Raw genomic sequence first — 19,721 nt, 5'->3', positions numbered from 1 at the left:
CTGATGTGCGGGCTACCGCTGGGCAAATGCCTCAACAGCAGCGGAAGTGATCCAGTGGGGAGTGCTCCATGCCCATGCGCCGATGCCAGTCATGGAAGCGTTCGAGCAGCAATGGCTGCAGCTCAAGCGTGTAATAAGCAGCAGGATTCTGCAGGCCCATCATTTCGGCAAACACCAGCAGCATGAACAGGTCGTCTTCATCGCGTCGCGCTCTGGCGATGGCGCCCCGGTAGCGGGCGCTGTACACCTCTTCGGTAAAGAAGCGGGCCTGGTCGAGCCAGGCCCTGAGCGTTTCTCGATGCGACGACCCGGAATGCAGATCATCGCTCATGGGATTTCTCCAGGGTTTTGCAGCGGCTAAGGCTGCTGCTCGGCGACTTCGGAACGCGAGCGCTTCAGCGCGGCCGCACACTCCATGGCCACCATGATGGCCGCAATCAGAACGACGATGTCCAGTACCAGCAGGAACATGTTGCCCTGATTCCAGAAGGTGCGCAGCTGCAGCAGCAGCGCCACGATCGTCATCACCAGCAGGAAACACAGCGGTGCCAGGGTGTACCACATGGGCCGTTTCAGGCGCACCAGCATCACGGTGATCACCAGCAATGTCAGGCCTGCCAGCAACTGGTTGGTGGTCCCAAACAGCGGCCAGATGATCAGCCCACCCGAGCCGTCGGCCCCACCGGCGCCAAACGCCAGCAACAGGCAGCTACCCACGGCCAGACCGGTGGCAATGGCAGGTTTCTTCATCCACGGCTGCTGATAGATATCACCCCACTCCTGGAAAATATAGCGCTGCAACCGCAGCCCGGTATCCATGGTAGTCCCGGCAAACAGCGCCGCCATGACCGTCAGCAGCGTCGCCGCCGTCACTTCAGGCAGCCCCAGGCCGTTATGGATGATGTAGGCTCCGCCCTCCACGAAGGCGTTGACGCCCCCCTGGCCAAAGGCACTGTACATGGCCTGCCAGTCACCCAGCGTGGCAAAGCCTGCCGTGGCTGCCAGAATCGCCGCCAGGGCCAACATGCCTTCGCCTACCGCGCCGAAATAGCCCACGAACCGCGCGTCGGTCTCCTTGTTGAGCTGTTTGGAAGTGGTCCCCGAAGACACCAACCCATGGAAGCCAGAGATTGCCCCACAGGCAATGGTCACGAACAACAAAGGAATGAGCGATGGCGTGCCCGCAGGCACATCGCTGTTGAACGCCGGTGCTACCAGAGTCGGGTTCAGCAACACCAGGGCGCCGTACAGCACCAGCAGACCGATGAACAGCTGCAGACCATTGATATAGTCACGGGGTTGCAGCAGCATCCAGACGGGCAGCAAGGAGGCGATGGCGGCGTAGGCAAACAGGATCAGGATCCACACCGCGTTACCGGACATACCCGCCACTTCCGAGGGCATCTGGATCGGCACCGAAGGGCCAATGAAGATCAGGGCATAGAGCGCAATGACCCCCAGTACCGATACAACGGGCAAGCTCATGATCCGACGGTAGATCAACTGGCCGATGATCAGTGCCACGAGGATGGCTCCCCACACCGGCACGACCGCGCTGGAGAAATTCATCATGAGACCGGCAATGACCACCGCGAACACCGCGTTGACCATTAGCAGCACCAGAAAGATGACGATCATGAAGATACTGCGGGCACGCTTGCCAACGACATCTCCAGTGAGCGCCCCCACCGATTTTGCCTTGTTGCGCACACTGGCCCAGATGGCGCCGAAATCATGAATCCCGGCAAAGAATATCGTGCCGAACACTACCCACATGAAGGCCGGTGCCCAGCCCCAGATCACCGCGATGGCCGGCCCGACGATGGGTGCGGCACCCGCCACCGAGGTAAAGTGGTGCCCCCACAGCACGAACCGATTGGTAGGCACATAATCGACGCCATCTTCGAACTCATGGGCAGGGGTTTTAAAGTCAGGATCTAGTTGGTAGATCTTTTGAGCAACGAACTTGGAGTAAATAAAGTACCCCAATGCCATTGCACCAAGACCCACCACCAGCAAGAAAATAGCACTCATAAGCGCAGCTCCTTTAATGGTGATGCTTTATTGTTGGGCTTACTCGCTTGCTCACTTCGAGCGTTTTCATAGTGGTATGAGACGTCTGGCAAGTCCATGAAAAAGCCCTTTTATGGCTTTAAACCACTGCGAAAGTTGTAGACGTCATGGCCATACTCATCGAAGGTCGTCTTGGCGGGCTCGGCTTGGCTACCTAAACTTCTTCAAGAACCAATAATAACGTTGCGTGATCAGGAGCCCTCCATGGCCAAAGTCTTAGTGGTCGACGATGAACCCAATATTGTCCTGTCTCTGGAGTTCTTGATGTCCCATGCCGGACTCGAAGTCGTGACTGCCGAGGATGGAGAAAGCGCACTTTTACGTCTGGAAGATGCCTCCCCCGACCTGCTGTTATTGGATATCAGCCTGCCCGGCATCAGCGGCTTCGAAGTGCTCGAGCAGCTGCGCCAGCGTGAACAGCAAGCAACGACCCAGCGGCTGCCAGTCATCATGCTGACCGCCCACGGCCGCGAAGTAGAGCGTGAGAAAGGCCTGGCGCTGGGAGCAGACGACTACGTGACCAAACCCTTTTCCACTCAGCAACTGGTGGAAAAGGTCAAATCCCTGTTGGGTGAGCGAACGCCATGACCGGCAAAGGGTTACCCAAACGCCAGCGCCTCATGGGCGTATGGCTGCTGTTGAGTGGCATCAGCCTGCTTGGCGGGGCTATTTTTGCCGCCTGGCTCGATGCTCAGCTGGGCCTGTCGGGAATTGCCCGCGCCGCGCTGTGGTTGGGCAGCTTCTCTGGCGGCATGACGATTTTTCTGGTCGGGCTGCTGCTCGAACGCATGCTGTTCACCCCGCTGCGCCACCTTCAGGCCCAGTTGGCACGCTGGGTAGCCAATCCGGATGCCCAGGACGAAAACACACCCGAAGGCTGGCTGAAGGGGCTCGGCCCCGATTTGCGGCGCCTCAGCCAGAGCTGGCGCGCCGACCGAGGGCGGTTGGCCACCGCTCATGCAGAGGGTGCGCGTAGCGCCACCCGCATACGTCAGGAGCTGGAAACACTGCTGCAGGTGCTGGAAACGCCGCTGCTGCTCTGCGACCGTCATCGCCGAGTCATGCTGTTCAACCAGGCCGCCGAGGATTTTTTTGCCGGGCACACGGGGCTGGGGCTTGGCAAACGCCTCGACACGCTGCTGCCCACCGTTGGCCTTGAACATGCCCTGGCCCAGTTGCCGGACGATGGCTCTCCCAGGGAACTGCTGGCCCCCTGCGAACAGCGCTGGCTGAAAGTGGTGATCCGACGCGTGCCCGGCAGCGAAAAAGAAACCCTTGTGACGTGCAGCGATGCCACCACGGCTTGGAACAACGAGATGGGCGTGCGCGCCGACCTGGGTAGTCTGCTGCCATCGCTACGCCAGCACTCTGCCAGCCTGGGCAGTGCGGCGGACGTCATGCGGCAACTGGCCACCCTGCCCCAGGATCCTGCACTCCGAGAACGCCTGGAGCAGGTCATTCAGGAAGAGAGCCATGGCCTGAACCAGCAGGTCGCCAGAATGGCCACGCTTCTCGAGGACATGCAGTACCACGGCGAGCGCTTGCGGCCCATGTGGTCCAATGACTTCTGGCAATCCCTGGATGAGCGACTGGACCCTGCCCATCGGCTAATTACTCCCATTGGCATGCCTGCCTGGTTCAAGGGCGATGCCCCGGCCTTGATCGAGCTGTTCGACTCCCTGGTGCGCTATTTACACAGCCACTTGCCCAGCGGCGGCTTCGAGGGCGAGCTGAGCCATCATCAGAAACGCGTTTACGTCGACCTGATCTGGCAAGGTGCTCCCGTGCCCGAGAGCGAGCTGGTACGCTGGCGTGAAGAGCGGCTGACGGCGCTGCCGCTGGGGCCATCGGTGGCCGACATCTTGCGCCAGCACGCCGCCGATATCTGGAGCGTTGCCGACAGCGACAAGCGCCACGCGCGTTTGCGCATGCCGCTACCTACCCTGGAGCGTACCGACGCTCCCCGTGAACCCGCCCCGCCACGGCCCGAATTCCACGACTTCGGCATTGCCCAGTTGCCCGCCCCGGATGATGCGCTGGCCAGTCGTCGGCTGCGCAACCTGGATATCGTTTCCTTCGACACGGAAACCACCGGCCTGGAGCTGCGTCGAGGCGACACGGTGATCAGCCTGGGGGCGTGCCGTATCGTCAATGGGCGGCTGTTGGCCAGTGACGCTTTCAACCATTACGTCGACCCCCAACGCCCCATACCGGCGGCCAGTACGGTCATCCACGGCATTACCGATGCCGATGTGGCAGGTGCTGCCACACTGGACAGCGTGCTGACCTTGTTCAGCGCCTATGTGGACAATGCCGTCTTGCTGGCCCACAACGCCGCCTTCGACATGCTGGCCATCAGCGGCCATGGCGTTCGCTTTGACATGCCGGTGCTCGATACGCTGTTGATATCCAGAGCACTGGACGAAGCGCTGGATGGTCACGACCTGGATACCCTTGCCAAGCGCTACGATCTGCACTTCCCCCCCGGCACGCGGCATACGGCGCTGGGCGATGCCCGCGTCACGGCGGAGCTGTGGTTGGCGCTGCTGCCCCGACTGGAGGCAAGAGGCATCGATACCCTCGAGGAACTGCTAGCCCTGCAGGCCAATGCCTTCGACCGTGAGGATGCCAGCGCCTCATGAAAACCTCCCGCCCGCTCTCCCGACGTCAGGAAAGATTGATCGCCTTGATCATACTGGCCTTGCTACTGTTTTGTCCGCCCGCCCTGCTGATCATGGACCGTTTGCCCTCCTCATTGGGTTGGCTGCCGCTCTACCTGTTCGTGGTCTGGGGCGCGCTGATCGGCATGACCGCCTGGCTGGTGGAAACGCCCGGACGACGATGAGCATGCGTACCGACCTGGTGGTGATTGGGGCTGCCTTCAGCTACTTGGCGCTGCTGTTCATGGTGGCCGCCTGGGGAGACCGCCGCGCCGAACAGGGGCGCTCGCTGATTGGCTCGCCCACGGTGTATGCGCTCTCCATTGCGGTCTACTGTACCGCCTGGACCTTTTACGGCAGCGTGGGCCGGGCCGCGCAGTTTGGCCCTAGCTTCTTGCTCATCTATCTGGGGCCCACGCTGGCCATGCTGCTGGCGCCTTTCACGCTGCGCAAGATGGTGCGCATTGCGGCTCAGCAGCGGATCACCTCGATTGCCGACTTCATCAGTGCCCGTTACGGAAAGAGCTCTTTGCTGGGTGCCCTGGTGGCCCTTATGGCCTTGATCACCATCACGCCTTATATCGCGCTGCAGCTCAAGGCGATCACGGTCAGCCATGCGGTGCTGATGAATTACCCGTTGAGTGCCGACGCGACCCTGGCCACCGAGCGATTCTGGAGTGATCGTTCGTTCTGGATCGCCATGGTACTGGCCGTGTTCATCATTCTGTTCGGCACTCGCCATCTGGATGCCAGCGAGCGCCACGAGGGCATGGTCGCGGCCATTGCAGTCGAGTCGCTGGTCAAGCTGGTGGCGTTTCTGGCGGTGGGTATCTTCGTCACCTTCGTGCTGTTCGAGGGGCCTGCCGCCCTGTTCGCGCAGGCCGCGGCCATGCCGGAGCTGGCCAACGCCATGCGCCTGGAGAGCGTACCCGGCGGGGCCACCGGCTGGGTGGGCATGCTGCTGCTCGCGTTTCTGGCTTTTTTGACCCTGCCACGTCAGTTCCAGGTACTGGTCGTCGAGAACGTCGATGAGCAGCACCTGATTCGCGCCAGCTGGCTTTTTCCGCTCTACATGCTGCTGATCAACCTGTTCGTGATTCCCATTGCCCTGGCGGGGCTGCTGCTGGATGCCGGAGACCCGGACAGCTTCGTGCTGACGCTGCCTCTATCCGCAGGTCTCGAGGGCCTGCCCTTGCTGGTGTTCATCGGTGGGCTGTCCGCGGCCACGGGGATGGTGATCGTGGAAACCATCGCGCTCTCTACCATGGTGAGCAACCAGCTGGTCATGCCGCTGTTGCTCAAGGTCAAAGGGCTCTATATCGGCAGCCACGGCAAGCTGGCCGATTGGCTGCTGGGGATACGCCGAATCGCCATCGTCGTGATTCTGCTGATGGGGTATCTCTACCACGCGCTGATTGGCGACACTTACAGCCTGGTCACCATCGGGCTGGTCTCGTTTGCGGGCGTCGCTCAATTTGCCCCCGCGCTGCTGATCGGCCTTTACTGGCGCGGCGCCACCCGCCAAGGAGCGGCCGCTGCACTGATAGCAGGCTTTATCGTCTGGTTCTACACCCTGCTGCTGCCGGGCTTTGCCCAATCGGGATGGCTGGATGGCACGCTGATCACCCAAGGGCCCTGGGGGCTATCGTGGCTATCGCCCTATGCCCTGCTGGGCCTGACTGGCTGGGATATTTATACCCACTCACTGTTCTGGAGCATGCTGTGCAATGTGGGACTACTGGTAGGTGTATCGCTGTTTACCCGGCCCACACCGCTGGAGCAAACCCAGGCAGCGCTCTTCACCGGCGCCATGCACCCGGGCCTGCACACGACCTCTCTGTGGCGAGGCGAAACCACCGAAGGGGCGCTACATGCCCTGCTCATCCGCTACCTGGGCAGTACGGCCACCGAACGCGTGTTTACCCAACATGGGCCGCTGAACAAAACACAGCCTGCTTCCAGCGGGCTGATCACGCGGGCCGAGCAAGCGCTGGCAGGCTCGCTGGGCAGTGCCTCCGCCAGCGTGTTGATCAATTCGGTGCTGCGCGGTGAAGCGCTGGACGTCGCCTCGGTGCTGAGCATTCTGGATACCACGTCACAGACGCTGGAGTACAACCGTCGCCTCGAGCAGAAATCCCAGGAGTTGGCCCGCGTGGGCCAGGAATTGCGCAGTGCCAATGAGCGGCTGCGCGAGCTGGACCGGATGAAAGATGAGTTCGTGGCCATGGTCAGCCATGAACTGCGAACACCGCTGACGTCGATTCGCTCGTTTGCCGAAATATTGCGCGACACGCCGGATATCAGCGATGACAAGCGCCATCAATTCTTGGCCATCATGGTGCAGGAAAGCGAACGACTTTCCCGGCTGATCGAGGAAATACTCGACTTGGCACGCTTGGAAAGCGGTCGTCTGACCATGTCGCCGAAACCCGTCGACCTGGTGGCATTGGCCAGACAAAGCAGCGACGCACTGGCCCGCTTGCATCAAGAAGCAGCCTTGACCTTCCGGCTGGAGGTGCAATCCGAGACTGCCATGGTGGAAGCCGACCCCGACCGGCTGGAACAAGTGATCATCAACCTGCTGGAAAATGCGCGCAAGTTTGCGCATCATACCCATCCCGAGATAGTGCTACGTGTCGAGGCCCACGGAGATCAGTTTCGCTTGAGTGTGGAAGATAACGGGCCTGGTATTCCCGAGGAAGAAAGGGAGCACGTCTTCGAAAAATTCTACCAGCTGCAGCGTAGCGGACAGCCTCATGCCCAACGCCCAAAAGGCAGCGGGCTTGGGCTACCGATCAGTCGCGCCATCGTTCAACACCTGGGAGGGAAGCTGTGGGCAGACGCTTCCGACCTGGGGGGCACGCGAATGTGGATCGAACTGCCCGCCCTACCGTTTAAATGACTCCTCCTTTTTGTCAACGCACTGTGCTGCGATGTAACTGGTATGTTCCTGTGTTTGTACGTTATTCTTTGGATCCTTGTACACCGTCATATCGCCATGCTGGAGCTGTATCATGTTGAGCGGGTCAGAACTTAACGATGTCGAGAGCGACCAATACACGATCGCCATTCAGCCCATCGTCAACGTGCAGTTGCAGCATGTCGCGGATGAATTGCTGTATCGGGGAAACGCCAGCGCAGGTAACGCCGTGATTCTGGACGCCGTACAGGCGACGGCTCGCGCCTGCGCGGTGGCCATCTACGAAATCGGTCTCGATAAGCTCTGCGGCCAACGCCAGCTGTTCATCAACGCTTCCCATGACTGGCTGCTGAACCCCGATCTGGCTGGCCTGCCTGCGGATCAAATCGTCATCGAAATTCTGGAAGACACGCAGCCCAGCGAACCCTTGACCGACGCTCTCAGGCGGCTGAAAAAGCAGGGCTATCGACTGGCGCTGGATGATGTGGAGCCCAACTCAGCCAATCAGGGGCTGATGCCCTTTGCCGATATCGTCAAATTCGATATCTCGGTGGGATTGCCCATCGACATGATTACGTCTCTCCATCGTCAAGGCTACACCTTGCTGGCGGAGCGGGTCGAAACCCATGATGAATTCGAGCAGTGCAAAGCGCTGGGCTTCAGCCTGTTCCAGGGCTACTTTTACCAACGCCCACAAATTCAGACCACCAGAACCCAGCGCCACAGCACGTCGCGCGCCAATCAGATGCAGCTACTGGCGCAGCTTTACAGCGACCGAGTTCGCCTGCCTGCGCTGAGCACGCTGATTGCCCGCGACCCCTACCTGCTCAATGCGGTATTCAAGCGCGCCAATTCCGCAGGAAAGGCCGCACAGCGTCCCGCCTACAAGCTACTGGATTGTGTTCACATCATCGGGTTGAAGGAGCTGCGCACCCTGGTATCGATCGTCATGCTGGCGGGCAACAATCCGGCCAGCAAGGTCAACCTGATCAATGGGCTGACGCGTGCCTTTGCCTGTGAGGCCTTGGCGGAGCAGCGTGGGCTGGACGCAGAAGAAGCCTTTATCGTCGGGCTGTTTTCGCGCATGCCGGTCATTCTGGGGATTGAACTGGAGGTCATGCTGCAGGAGCTGCCCCTGAGCCAGAGCATACACAAGGCGCTGGCAAGCTATGCCGGCGCACTGGGGCAACTGCTGGTGGATATAGCGGCCTGTGAGCAGGGCGCCGTCCTGACGAGCGTGCCCGCAGAGTTCATGCTGAAAGCGGCCGCTGAAGCGCGTGCCTTGATGGATTCACAGCTTAGCTAGGGGTACCGCTTTCACGACGGGGGTCCGGTTCGAACATCGCGTCCCCCACCTCATCGATGAAGCGCTGCGCCTTGCTGACCATCAGCGCGTCGCAGGCATCACGCCCCGGCAGCATGTCGGAACGCTCGAAACGATGCTCTTGAACGCTATCACCCGCAACGGCTTTACGAATCACACCGCTGACACGGTACTGGCCACTCTGGTCATCCGGCTGGGAAATGATCAGGTACTCTTTGTAGGCGACAGGCTCTGCCGCCTTGGTGCCCGACACGCTTTTACGCTCATCGCTTGACCCAAACAGGCCCGCAAGTAGTTTTTTAAACATGACCACTCCAGGAAAGAGTGACCAACCCACCGGGTTGGTCACAAGGGAAGAGACTAGCTTTGCTGGCGACCTTTGCCGGCCGCAATGCGCAGGCGCAGTGCGTTCAGCTTAATGAAGCCTTCGGCATCTTTCTGATTGTAGGCACCGGCATCGTCTTCGAACGTGGCAATGGACTCGTCGAACAGCGACTGCTCGGATTTGCGACCCACCACCGTAGCATTGCCCTTGTAGAGCTTCATGCGCACGACGCCTGAAACGTTTTTCTGCGTTTCGTCAATGGCCGCCTGCAGCATGCGACGCTCGGGGCTCCACCAGTAGCCGTTGTAGATCACTTCGGCGTACTTGGGCATCAGCTGATCTTTCAGGTGTGCTTCTTCACGGTCCAGCGTCAGCGACTCGATGGCACGGTGGGCACGCAGCATGATCGTGCCTCCGGGAGTTTCGTAGCAGCCACGCGACTTCATGCCCACATAGCGGTTTTCGACGATATCCAGACGGCCGATACCGTTGTCGCCGCCCAGCTTGTTCAGCTTTTCAAGGATTTCATGGGGCTTCAACGTCTCGCCGTCGATGGCCACGATATCGCCTTGCTCGAAGGTCAGCTCGACGTAGGTGGGCTGCTCAGGGGCGGCTTCCGGTGAAACGCTCCAGCGCCACATGTCTTCTTCGGCTTCGGCCCACGGATCTTCCAGAATGCCGCCTTCGTAGGAAATGTGCAGCAGGTTGGCATCCATGGAGTACGGAGATTTCTTCTTCTTGTTGGAGAAATCCACCGGGATATTGTGCTCTTCGCAGTAGGCCATCAGCTTCTCGCGGGAAGTGAGGTCCCACTCGCGCCAGGGCGCGATGACCTTGACGCCCGGCTTGAGCGCATAGCCGCCCAGCTCGAAACGCACCTGATCGTTGCCCTTGCCGGTCGCACCGTGGGAAATGGCGTCGGCGCCGGTTTCGTTGGCGATTTCGATCAACCGCTTGGCAATCAGCGGGCGAGCAATGGAGGTACCCAGCAGGTACTCGCCTTCGTAGATGGTGTTGGCACGGAACATGGGGAAGACGTAATCGCGCACGAACTCTTCACGCAGGTCTTCGATGTAGATTTCCTTGACACCCAGCGCCTGGGCCTTGGCACGCGCGGGCTCGACTTCCTCACCTTGACCGATGTCGGCAGTGAAGGTCACTACCTCGCAGTTGTAGGTCTCTTGCAACCACTTGACGATAACGGATGTGTCCAGGCCGCCTGAATATGCCAGCACAACCTTTTTGACATCGGACATTCTTTGCTCCTCTTGAATAAGAACACAGTTCACCAGAATCGACAGCACGCTCGGGCGCTATCCATTACACCTGGCGTCCAGTATAGCGCTCTCGATGCCCAGCGAATACCGTCAACGACGCCTCGGGCCCAAAGCTGCTAGAATCAGCACATTCGTGGCGACTCCTCATGACCGCCACTGTGTTCGATTACTCGCTTTACTAAGGAGAGCTGCATGAGCGAGGCAATTGCCCGCGATCTGATGGCCCAGCGTTTTCGCAGTTACCTGCCGGTGGTCATTGACCTGGAAACGGGCGGGTTCAATGCCCAGACGGATGCCGTACTGGAAATTGCCGCTGTGACGCTCACCATGGACCCGGAAGGCAATCTACTGCCCGACGCCACCTATGCGTACCACATTCACCCCTTCGAAGGGGCCAATGTGGAGCAATCGGCTCTCGATTTCACAGGTATCAACCTGGATGACCCGCTGCGCCGCCAGGTCGCCTTGAGCGAGTCCGAGGCGCTGGGAGAAATCTTTCGCCCCATCCGCAAGTCCATCAAGGCGCATGGCTGCTCTCGCGCCATCCTGGTCGGCCACAACGCGGCTTTCGATCAAGGGTTTCTGAACGCAGCCGCCAATCGGTGCGGTGTCAAGCGCAATCCGTTTCACCCGTTCTCGAGCTTCGATACGGCGACCCTGGCAGGTTTCGTTTACGGCCAGACCGTGCTGGCACGCGCCTGCCGGGCGGCGGGTATCGAATTCGACAACAAATCGGCTCACTCCGCCCGTTATGATACCGAGCGCACCGCCGAACTGTTCTGCGCCATGGTCAATCGCTACAAGGATCTGGGCGGCTGGCGGCTGGCTTTGAAAGAGCAAGCCATGGACGCAGGCGAGGAGTAGCTCCAGCAGCCTTGCCCTGCGTGTAATGCAGTGGCAACGGCTTTAGGCTAAACTCCGCAGCATTTATTGATAAACCCGAAAGCTCATTTAGCTAGTCACACGATACTCGTTCAGGAGATGAAACGTTCCATGGCCCTGCACAATGCCTTTTACGCCCAGTCCGGTGGCGTTACCGCCGTCATCAATGCCAGCGCCTGCGGCGTGATCGAAGCGTGTCGGCAAGCCCCCGACCAGATCGGCAAGGTGTATGCCGGCCATAACGGCATCATCGGCGCCCTGACCGAAGACCTGATCGACGTCAGCCAGGAGAGCGACGACGCCATTGCTGCCCTGCGTCATACGCCGGGCGGTGCTTTTGGCTCATGTCGCTACAAGCTCAAGGATATCGATACTCATCGCACCCAGTACGAGCGCTTGATCGAGGTCTTCAAGGCCCACGACATCCGCTACTTCTTCTACAACGGCGGAGGTGATAGCGCCGACACGTGTCTCAAGGTGTCTCAGCTATCCGAAAAAATGGGCTACCCGCTGACCGCGATTCACGTACCGAAAACCGTCGACAACGATTTGCCCATCACCGACAACAGCCCAGGCTTTGGTAGCGTGGCCAAGTACATTGCCACTTCTACCCGCGAAGCGTCTCTGGACATCGCCTCGATGTGCGCCACTTCTACCAAGGTGTTCGTGCTCGAAGTCATGGGGCGTCATGCAGGCTGGATTGCGGCGGCGGGCGGCCTGGCAGGGGAAGGCGAAGGTGAACCGCCTCACCTGATCATCTTCCCCGAGGTGGCATTCAACCGCAAAGCGGTCATGGCCAGGGTCGATGAGAGCGTCAAGAAGTACGGCTACTGCGTCATCGTGGTCTCCGAAGGAGCGCGCTACGAAGACGGCACTTTCCTGGCCGATGCAGGCAATACCGACGCCTTTGGCCATCGCCAACTAGGCGGCGTAGCGCCCACCTTGGCGGGCATGATCAAGCAGGACCTGGGTTACAAGTACCACTGGGCCGTGGCCGACTACCTGCAGCGCGCGGCGCGTCACCTGGCCTCCAAAACCGATGTGGAACAGGCTTATGCCGTGGGCCGCGAGGCCGTGACGCTGGCACTGGCAGGCAAGAACTCCATGATGCCCGCGATTCGTCGTATCTCTCAGACCCCATACCAATGGGACGTGATCTCTGCTCCCCTGGCGCAAATTGCCAACCAGGAAAAGTTCATGCCACGTGACTTCATCAGCGAAAGTGGCTTCGACATCACTCAGCAGTGCCGCGACTACCTGTCCCCGCTGATTCAAGGCGAAGACTTCCCGCCCTTCGAAAATGGCCTGCCCAAAGTCGCCAAGCTGAAGCTGGCGAAAGTGGCGCAGAAACTGCCCAAGTTCACGCTGTAATACGGCCTGAACGGCCCGCAGTCGCGCTAGAAGGGATGGCCCAGGCCATCCCTTCTGCGTTTTGATCTAGCGCAACAGCCAGGAGAGCACCAACAGCAGCAGAAGTATGCCCGCTACCCCCTGCCAAAACCGCCGAGCTTCTGGGCGCGACTCTTCGCGTACCGGCAAACGCCCCAAGGGCACACGCAGTGCGTAGAGAAACTCCGACATGCGACGAAAACGCAGCGCTCGCTGGGGGTCCAGGGCTCGACGTAGCGCCTCATCCAGCTCCGGGGTAATCTCAGGATTGGTGGTACGCGCGCTGCGATAGGCCAGCTCTTCAAGATCGGTATGGCTGCGCAGGCGGTTAGGCGTCAACAGGTATGGCAGCTCGCCGGTCAGTAACCAGTAAACGGTAGAAGCCAGCGAATACTGGTCGCTGCGGCGGCCAATGGTGTCGCCCAGCGCATACTCAGGCGCCGTATGCTCGCAAAGCCCCACCTGCCGCAGCAGGTCGCCGGATTGGCGATGGCCATCCACCTCGCGCATGTGGCAGGCGCTGAAGTCGGTCAGCACGACTTTACCGTGCTGGTCGATCAGTACGTTATCCGGGTTGATTTGCTGATGAATGATATCTCGGTGGTGCAGCGCCTGTACCGCCTTGCCCAGCTGGTTGGCAATGTCCAGACGCTGGTTCAAGCTGGCTTGAGGGTGGCGCTGCGCCCACTCACGCAGCGTCTCGCCTTCCACGTTCTGCATGAGATAGTAGAGATAGCGGCGAGGACGCGACAGCTCCATGACCTTGACCACGAAGGGGGAGTTGACCCGCTCCACTACCCACTGCTGCAGCAGGAAGTGTTCCAGATAGGCATTGCGCAGCGAAAGCTCCGGGCTTGGCGCCTTCATGACCATGATACGGTCGCTGTGCACATCGCGTACGCGGTAGACCCTGGACTGCGCGTTTCGCGACAGCACCGCCTGTATTTCGAGACCATCCAGCCGCTCGCCTACCGCCAGTTCCGGGGGAATGGGCAAGTCCCCATACAGCATGCTGGGCGTATCACTGGGTTCTTCCGGCAGCTCATCGACACGCAGAATCTGAAAACAGAACTGCTCTCCCCCATAACCTCGCTCCTGGGCGCGCTGCTTGGCTTCGCTGGCCAGGCGCTCACAGGCCGCATCGAGATCGCTGGCATCTTCACGAATCAAGCGCACATAGTCAGACGGCATGAGCGTGCCGCGCACGGCTTGGGTGGTAAAGACGAAAAAATCACCCTGCTTGAGCGGCAGGTGGGTGTAATCGATATCCAGGCTGCCATCCATGCCCAAGGCCCGAGAGGGATAGCGATAGCCTCCCACGTCGGTCACATGGTCACGGGTCAACTGTTCGAACTCGGCCCCTCGCAGGCGGAAGACCAGCGTATCGCCCATATGAAACAGATGCCCCTCGCGGCCCAGAAACACCAGCGCAGACATCGATGATACAAAACCGCCTTCCTTGACGTGCTGGCTCTGGCTGTAACACCAGCTGTTGAGCGCTCTCAAGACCCGCGTGGCAGAGGTCTTGGTATCCCAGTGCTCGGGGGTCGAGTAATAATCGGCCAGGAATCCACGAACGCTCAGATCGCCTGCCTGCTTGGCCATGGTATTGCGCGACAGCGAGTCACTGATGACGGCACAGCCGCCCTTCGCCTTCAATACGGGCGCATCCGGCAGGCGTACCGACATGGAGCTGCGATGCTGACGGCGCTGCGGGGCAACGAAAGCCTGACCATAACTGATTAGCAACTGGGCGTGCGCCAACTCATCCTCCTGGACATAAAGGTCCTTGCCACGATCACTCGGCGACATGATACACGCTGAGACGCCGAAACGATGCCCACCAAACGTCGCGTCGGCCATCAAAGAGCACCCCGCCCGCTGCCTTGGTCAACGTCAAACACCTATGTCGCATTGGTAATCTGGCAGTCATGTTCGTATAATTCTGCCCTATTAATGCAATGCATCAATTGTGTGACATCTGCCTCAATCGCAATAGATAAGCCAAGCCAAGGAACTCAAGATGAACTTCGATAACATCCCCGCTGGAAAGGATCTGCCCAACGATATCTATGTGGCGATCGAAATTCCTGCCAACCACGCGCCTATCAAGTATGAAATCGACAAGGACATGGGCGCACTGTTGGTTGACCGTTTCATGGCCACTCCGATGTTCTACCCGGCCAACTACGGTTTCATTCCGCACACCTTGGCAGATGATGGCGACCCCCTCGATGCACTCGTGGTGACTCCCTACCCGGTCGCCCCCGGCAGCGTCATCCGCGCCCGTCCGGTAGGCATCCTGAACATGACCGACGAGGCAGGTGAAGACGCCAAGCTAGTATGTGTTCCTCACGCCAAGCTCTCCTCGCTCTATGACGACGTTCAGGAAGTCACCGACCTGCCGGAACTGCTGCGCCAGCAGATTGCCCACTTCTTCGAGAACTACAAGGACCTGGAGAAAGGCAAGTGGGTCAAGGTCGAGTCGTGGGAAGGGGTTGAAGCCGCTCGCAAGGCCATCGAAAAATCCGTGGCGGCTTACAAGAAGTCCTGAGTCGACGTTCAAGTGGCAAACGTTCTGCCATGATTCGTCCAAGGCCGCCTTCGGGCGGCCTTTTGCATACTGGGTTAAGCGAACATGAAGCAGCGCGTCACGTCACCGCAGCCGCTACGCCCAGGCGAACGAGTACGCTATCCTGCGTGCTATTGTTGACTAGACACCGCTGCGTAAGGAAACCTCGTGTTACTGCTCAAACGCTTCTCTCTTTTTTGCCTGCTTGCCTGCTTGCCGTTGCTGGCGCAAGGCCAATGGTTTTCGTCCAGCAATCAAAGCGATTTTCTGCCTGTCATGGAGGCGTTTCAACCTACCGCCTGGCATGACGAAGAGACGCTCTATATCGGTATCGACATTGCCGACGAATATTATCTTTATCGACACCAGCTCGCGGTCACCAGCCTGCAGGAAGATCTCAGCCTAGAAGCCCCCATCATCGCCGAAGGAACGTTCACCAACGATGAGTTCATGGGTGACGTGTATATCTTTCGCGACAGCCTGGTGTTCGAAGTACCCTTTTCTGCCCCCCACGCGGGTCCGGCCAACATCGAGCTGACCTTCCAGGGATGCGCCGATGCCGGACTTTGCTACCCGCCCGAACGGGTCACTCTGGAGGCTCCGCAAGCGTCGCCACCTGCCCAGTTCGCACAATGGAGTGAACGCCAAGGGGCGGCTGACCCCGTCAATACCGCGCGTTCAGACGATGCGCAATCTTCCATCGCTCAACCCTCTGGCTTTACTGCCCCGCAAAGCGAGGACAGCCGTTTTCGCAACCTGATGAGCGAGGCCAGCCTGCCCTTGATGCTCGGGCTGTTCTTTGTGGCAGGAATCGGCTTGACCTTTACGCCCTGCGTCCTGCCCATGATTCCTATTCTTTCCTCCATCGTGGTAGGGCAAAACCCGACCAGGCCCCGGGCTTTCGTGCTGTCAGCCAGCTACGTGCTGGGCATGGCCAGCACCTATGCGTTGGTAGGCGTATTGATGGGCCTGTTCGGCGCAGGCTTGAACCTGCAGGCACACCTTCAGTCGGCGCCGGTGCTCATCACGTTTGCACTGCTGTTCACTCTGTTTGCCTTGGCCATGTTCGGCGCTTTCGATCTGCGCGTTTCTCCTCGAGTCGCCAATACCGTCGACGCCTGGCAGGCGCGTGCCCAACGCAGCGGCCCGGCAGGCCTGGCCCTGGCGGGAGCCCTTTCGGTGCTGGTGGTTTCACCGTGCGTCACCGCGCCACTGGCGGGCGCCCTGGTGTTCATATCGTCCACCGGTGATGCCATGGTGGGGGGCGCAGCTCTCTTTGCACTAGGCCTGGGCATGGGCGTGCCGCTCCTGCTGGTAGGCACCTTTGGCACGACGCTGCTACCGCGTTCGGGCGCCTGGATGAACGGCGTCAAGGTCGCGTTTGGCCTGCTGATGCTGGGGGTCGCCATCTGGATGATCGAACGTCTCGTTGCCCCCTCTCTTGCCCTGCTGCTCTGGGCAGCCCTGGCCATCGGTACTGCCCTGACGCTGGGCGCCTTGACACTCCAGCACACCTCGGGCTGGGCCAAGGCGCGCCAGACCCTGGGCCTGATGCTGCTGGCCTGGGGGATAGCCCTGGTGCTGGGAGCGGCTCAGGGCGGCACCAATCCGCTACGCCCATTGATGCTAGGCAGCAGCTCGGCCACGTCAGCCGAAACGCCACTGGCCTTTGAAACGGTCAGTACGCTGAGCGAACTACAATCCCAACTGGCACAAGCAGCTCAATCCGACCAGCCGGTATTCGTGCACTTCACTGCCGATTGGTGCATATCCTGCAAATTGATGGAACGAGACGTCTATCCCAACCCGCAGGTGGCCGCGCAATTGAACGATTTTCAACGCGTCGCGGTCGATGTTACCAACACCAACGCAGACAGTAGGGCGTTACTGAATCACTTCGACCTGTTTGGACCGCCCAGCCTGCTGTTCTTTCACCAAGGCGAAGAAGTGCGCGACGCACGTATACAAGGCGAAGTCACGGCACAAGCATTGGCACAGCACCTCGATTCACTCAAGCGGTGGCAGCAAGGTTAGCCTTGCACTAGTCTGAATGACATGGCCAGCGCAGTACGGTGCGCTGGCCATTTTTTTAAGGCTATGTCGCCAACGTCGTCAAACGGTCGTTTAAGTCGCAAAATTCGTCACGGCTGAGGCGATCACTGGACAGTGCGCTACTTTTTCGGCAAACTCCGCAGCCATATTTGCTAAAAAGCTCATCTTTTAGCGTTTACACAAGGGTAACGTTCGCCATCGTGCAGCGTTCTCCTCGTTTTAAAATCAGGTTTACTGCGCCGCACGCAAGCAGGCAGGTTCGACCTGCTGCGTTGTGTTTTATTGATTAACGTTTGGGGCTATATAGATGGATATTCGTAAGGTCAAAAAGCTGATCGAGCTGCTGGAAGAGTCCAACATCAGCGAAATCGAAATTCAGGAAGGCGAAGAATCGGTTCGTATCAGCCGCCATCCGAATGGAGTCAGCTGGCAGCCACAGCCAATGCCGCAATACGCCCAGCCCGCATACGCGCCACAGGCTGCCGCGCCAAGCGCCCCCAGCGCCGAAGCGGAACCCCAAGGTGCCAGCTATCGCGGTGAAGCCGTCAACTCCCCCATGGTCGGCACTTTCTACCGCAGTCCGGCCCCAGGCGCCAAGGCCTTCGTTGAAGTTGGCGACACCGTGAAGCAAGGCGACACCGTGTGCATCGTCGAAGCCATGAAAATGATGAACCAGATCGAAGCCGACCGTGATGGCGTGGTCGAAGCCATTCTGGTGGAAGATGGCGAGCCGGTGGAATTCGATCAGCCCATGATCGTCCTCGCTTAATCTTTCATTACGATACGGGTGGACTCTCCCATGCTGGACAAGGTACTTATCGCGAACCGCGGCGAGATAGCCCTACGCATCTTGCGAGCGTGTAAAGAGCTAGGCATCAAGACCGTAGCGGTTCACTCCAAAGCCGACCGCGAGCTGATGCACGTTCGCCTGGCAGACGAAGCCGTCTGCATCGGCCCTGCTGCTTCCGCGCAATCCTACTTGAACATCCCAGCCTTGATCAGCGCCGCCGAGGTGACGGATTCGAGCGCGATTCACCCGGGCTATGGCTTCCTTTCCGAGAACGCCAACTTCGCCGAGCAGGTAGAACGCTCAGGCTTCACCTTTATCGGCCCCCGTGCAGAGACCATTCGCCTGATGGGCGACAAGGTCAGCGCCATCGAGGCCATGAAGGCAGCAGGCGTCCCGACCGTTCCTGGTTCGGATGGCCCTCTGGGCGATGACGATGCCACCAACATGGCCACTGCGCGCCGCATTGGCTACCCGGTGATCATCAAGGCCGCAGCGGGCGGCGGCGGGCGTGGCATGCGCGTGGTGCATACCGAAGGGCACCTGCTGTCTGCCATTACCGTGACCCGCACCGAAGCGCATGCTGCTTTTGGTGACGGCACGGTCTATATGGAGAAGTTTCTCGAGAAGCCTCGCCATGTCGAAGTGCAAGTGCTTGCCGATGGCCAAGGTAACGCGATTCACCTGTTCGACAGGGACTGCTCCCTGCAGCGCCGCCACCAAAAGGTGCTCGAAGAGGCCCCAGCGCCAGGCCTCGACCCCGAGGCACGCGCCAAGGTTCTGGAAGCCTGCCGTCAGGCCTGTATCGAGATCAATTATCGTGGCGCCGGCACCTTCGAGTTCCTCTACGAAGAGGGTGAGTTCTTCTTTATCGAGATGAACACTCGGGTTCAGGTGGAGCATCCCGTGACCGAGATGGTCACCGGCGTGGATATCGTCAAGGAGCAGCTGCGCATCGCCGCCGGCATGCCCCTGTCGATTCGCCAGGAAGACGTTCAGCTCAATGGGCATGCCTTCGAATGCCGTATCAATGCCGAAGACGCACGTACGTTCATGCCGTCTCCCGGCAAAGTGACGCTGTTCCACGCTCCCGGCGGCCTGGGCGTTCGCATGGACTCGCATCTTTACACGGGCTACACCGTTCCACCGCATTACGATTCGCTGATCGGCAAGCTGATCACATGGGGTGCCGATCGCGACATCGCGCTGACCCGCATGCGCAATGCGCTGGACGAACTGCTGGTGGAAGGTATCAAGACCAATATCGACCTGCAGAAAGACCTGGTTCGAGACAGCTACTTCCGCCAGGGTGGCGTCAACATCCATTACCTGGAAAAGAAGCTGAGCAGCTAGGTAGTGACCTGATGCTTGCAAACCTGACGTCTCCTCATCGGAGTAACGCAAGGTTGTCTACGCGGGGTGGCGATTGCCACCCCGTGAGCGTTTCATGACCATTCACT

General features: G+C 59.7%; 16 protein-coding genes. 11 read left to right on the top strand and 5 right to left on the bottom strand.

Features of this window, described 5'->3' with window-relative positions; translation table 11 throughout:
- Positions 1-31: 31 nt before the first annotated feature.
- Together FEU76_RS10130 and FEU76_RS10125 are read right to left on the bottom strand one after the other, a co-directional pair.
- On the bottom strand, positions 32-331 hold the full coding sequence (locus FEU76_RS10130) for a cory-CC-star protein (RefSeq protein ID WP_144982669.1): 300 nt from the start codon (positions 329-331) through the stop codon (positions 32-34).
- Between the two features lie 26 nt (positions 332-357).
- A complete protein-coding gene (locus FEU76_RS10125) occupies positions 358-2,034 on the bottom strand; it encodes a carbon starvation CstA family protein (protein ID WP_144982666.1) in 1,677 nt (558 codons plus the stop codon).
- 243 nt (positions 2,035-2,277) lie between these two features.
- Here FEU76_RS10125 and FEU76_RS10120 point away from each other — a divergent pair, with 243 nt between their 5' ends.
- The 5 genes from FEU76_RS10120 (at position 2,278) to FEU76_RS10100 (ending at position 8,959) form a co-directional block, all read left to right on the top strand.
- Positions 2,278-2,661, top strand: a complete 384-nt coding sequence (locus FEU76_RS10120; protein ID WP_039178151.1) for a response regulator transcription factor — start codon at positions 2,278-2,280, stop codon at positions 2,659-2,661.
- Positions 2,658-4,715 (top strand): 3'-5' exonuclease, encoded by a 2,058-nt coding sequence (locus tag FEU76_RS10115; RefSeq protein ID WP_144982663.1) that lies wholly within the window; start codon positions 2,658-2,660, stop codon positions 4,713-4,715. The genes FEU76_RS10120 and FEU76_RS10115 overlap by 4 nt, the downstream gene beginning before the upstream one ends.
- Positions 4,712-4,918, top strand: a complete 207-nt coding sequence (locus tag FEU76_RS10110) for a hypothetical protein (RefSeq protein ID WP_039178157.1) — start codon at positions 4,712-4,714, stop codon at positions 4,916-4,918. Before FEU76_RS10115 ends, FEU76_RS10110 begins: the two co-directional genes overlap by 4 nt.
- Before the next feature lie 2 nt (positions 4,919-4,920).
- The gene (locus FEU76_RS10105; protein WP_144982965.1) at positions 4,921-7,635 is read left to right on the top strand and encodes a sensor histidine kinase; all 2,715 of its coding nucleotides are present in this window, start codon (positions 4,921-4,923) and stop codon (positions 7,633-7,635) included.
- Between the two features lie 112 nt (positions 7,636-7,747).
- Positions 7,748-8,959: an EAL and HDOD domain-containing protein gene (locus FEU76_RS10100; protein ID WP_144982660.1), complete on the top strand. Its 1,212-nt coding sequence runs from the start codon at positions 7,748-7,750 to the stop codon at positions 8,957-8,959.
- Here the strand turns inward: FEU76_RS10100 and FEU76_RS10095 are convergent.
- Together FEU76_RS10095 and FEU76_RS10090 are read right to left on the bottom strand one after the other, a co-directional pair.
- A complete protein-coding gene (locus tag FEU76_RS10095) occupies positions 8,952-9,284 on the bottom strand; it encodes an HlyU family transcriptional regulator (protein ID WP_144982657.1) in 333 nt (110 codons plus the stop codon). The genes FEU76_RS10100 and FEU76_RS10095 overlap by 8 nt on opposite strands.
- Before the next feature lie 53 nt (positions 9,285-9,337).
- On the bottom strand, positions 9,338-10,558 hold the full coding sequence (locus tag FEU76_RS10090; RefSeq protein ID WP_039178168.1) for an argininosuccinate synthase: 1,221 nt from the start codon (positions 10,556-10,558) through the stop codon (positions 9,338-9,340).
- A gap of 213 nt (positions 10,559-10,771) precedes the next feature.
- On the opposite strand from FEU76_RS10090, the gene rnt reads away from it, so the two are divergent.
- Positions 10,772-11,443 carry a ribonuclease T gene (gene rnt / locus FEU76_RS10085; RefSeq protein WP_016913724.1) on the top strand — a complete coding sequence of 224 codons (672 nt, stop codon included), beginning with the start codon at positions 10,772-10,774 and terminating at the stop codon, positions 11,441-11,443.
- Positions 11,444-11,572: 129 nt separating this feature from the next.
- Positions 11,573-12,832: a 6-phosphofructokinase gene (locus FEU76_RS10080; protein ID WP_039178173.1), complete on the top strand. Its 1,260-nt coding sequence runs from the start codon at positions 11,573-11,575 to the stop codon at positions 12,830-12,832.
- Positions 12,833-12,898: 66 nt separating this feature from the next.
- Here FEU76_RS10080 and FEU76_RS10075 read toward each other — a convergent pair whose 3' ends face one another.
- Positions 12,899-14,614 (bottom strand): bifunctional protein-serine/threonine kinase/phosphatase, encoded by a 1,716-nt coding sequence (locus tag FEU76_RS10075; protein WP_144982962.1) that lies wholly within the window; start codon positions 14,612-14,614, stop codon positions 12,899-12,901.
- 259 nt (positions 14,615-14,873) lie between these two features.
- Between FEU76_RS10075 and ppa the strand changes: the two genes are divergently transcribed.
- From ppa to accC, 4 genes are all read left to right on the top strand, one after another.
- Positions 14,874-15,404, top strand: coding sequence for an inorganic diphosphatase (ppa, locus tag FEU76_RS10070; RefSeq protein ID WP_039178176.1), 531 nt, complete (start codon positions 14,874-14,876; stop codon positions 15,402-15,404).
- Between the two features lie 186 nt (positions 15,405-15,590).
- Positions 15,591-17,456, top strand: a complete 1,866-nt coding sequence (gene dsbD / locus FEU76_RS10065) for a protein-disulfide reductase DsbD (protein ID WP_144982654.1) — start codon at positions 15,591-15,593, stop codon at positions 17,454-17,456.
- Between the two features lie 325 nt (positions 17,457-17,781).
- Positions 17,782-18,243 carry an acetyl-CoA carboxylase biotin carboxyl carrier protein gene (gene accB / locus FEU76_RS10060; RefSeq protein WP_039178182.1) on the top strand — a complete coding sequence of 154 codons (462 nt, stop codon included), beginning with the start codon at positions 17,782-17,784 and terminating at the stop codon, positions 18,241-18,243.
- Positions 18,244-18,273: 30 nt separating this feature from the next.
- Entirely contained in the window at positions 18,274-19,614 is a 1,341-nt protein-coding gene (gene accC / locus FEU76_RS10055) for an acetyl-CoA carboxylase biotin carboxylase subunit (RefSeq protein WP_039178186.1), read from the top strand.
- The last annotated feature ends 107 nt before the right edge of the window (positions 19,615-19,721 follow it).

It is taken from the genome of Halomonas sp. C22, from assembly GCF_007655045.1.
GTDB lineage: Bacteria > Pseudomonadota > Gammaproteobacteria > Pseudomonadales > Halomonadaceae > Vreelandella > Vreelandella hamiltonii.
This window is presented reverse-complemented; position numbering and strand designations above follow the sequence as displayed.

Excerpts from the sequence above, each read along its gene's own strand:
- accC (WP_039178186.1), top strand. The coding sequence starts at position 18,274 with ATGCTGGACAAGGTACTTATCGCGAACCGCGGCGAGATAGCCCTACGC.
- FEU76_RS10090 (WP_039178168.1), bottom strand. The coding sequence starts at position 10,558 with ATGTCCGATGTCAAAAAGGTTGTGCTGGCATATTCAGGCGGCCTGGAC.
- FEU76_RS10100 (WP_144982660.1), top strand. The coding sequence starts at position 7,748 with ATGTTGAGCGGGTCAGAACTTAACGATGTCGAGAGCGACCAATACACG.
- FEU76_RS10130 (WP_144982669.1), bottom strand. The coding sequence starts at position 331 with ATGAGCGATGATCTGCATTCCGGGTCGTCGCATCGAGAAACGCTCAGG.
- FEU76_RS10105 (WP_144982965.1), top strand. The coding sequence starts at position 4,921 with ATGCGTACCGACCTGGTGGTGATTGGGGCTGCCTTCAGCTACTTGGCG.
- accB (WP_039178182.1), top strand. The coding sequence starts at position 17,782 with ATGGATATTCGTAAGGTCAAAAAGCTGATCGAGCTGCTGGAAGAGTCC.
- FEU76_RS10115 (WP_144982663.1), top strand. The coding sequence starts at position 2,658 with ATGACCGGCAAAGGGTTACCCAAACGCCAGCGCCTCATGGGCGTATGG.
- FEU76_RS10110 (WP_039178157.1), top strand. The coding sequence starts at position 4,712 with ATGAAAACCTCCCGCCCGCTCTCCCGACGTCAGGAAAGATTGATCGCC.
- rnt (WP_016913724.1), top strand. The coding sequence starts at position 10,772 with ATGAGCGAGGCAATTGCCCGCGATCTGATGGCCCAGCGTTTTCGCAGT.
- FEU76_RS10120 (WP_039178151.1), top strand. The coding sequence starts at position 2,278 with ATGGCCAAAGTCTTAGTGGTCGACGATGAACCCAATATTGTCCTGTCT.
- FEU76_RS10080 (WP_039178173.1), top strand. The coding sequence starts at position 11,573 with ATGGCCCTGCACAATGCCTTTTACGCCCAGTCCGGTGGCGTTACCGCC.
- FEU76_RS10125 (WP_144982666.1), bottom strand. The coding sequence starts at position 2,034 with ATGAGTGCTATTTTCTTGCTGGTGGTGGGTCTTGGTGCAATGGCATTG.
- ppa (WP_039178176.1), top strand. The coding sequence starts at position 14,874 with ATGAACTTCGATAACATCCCCGCTGGAAAGGATCTGCCCAACGATATC.
- FEU76_RS10095 (WP_144982657.1), bottom strand. The coding sequence starts at position 9,284 with ATGTTTAAAAAACTACTTGCGGGCCTGTTTGGGTCAAGCGATGAGCGT.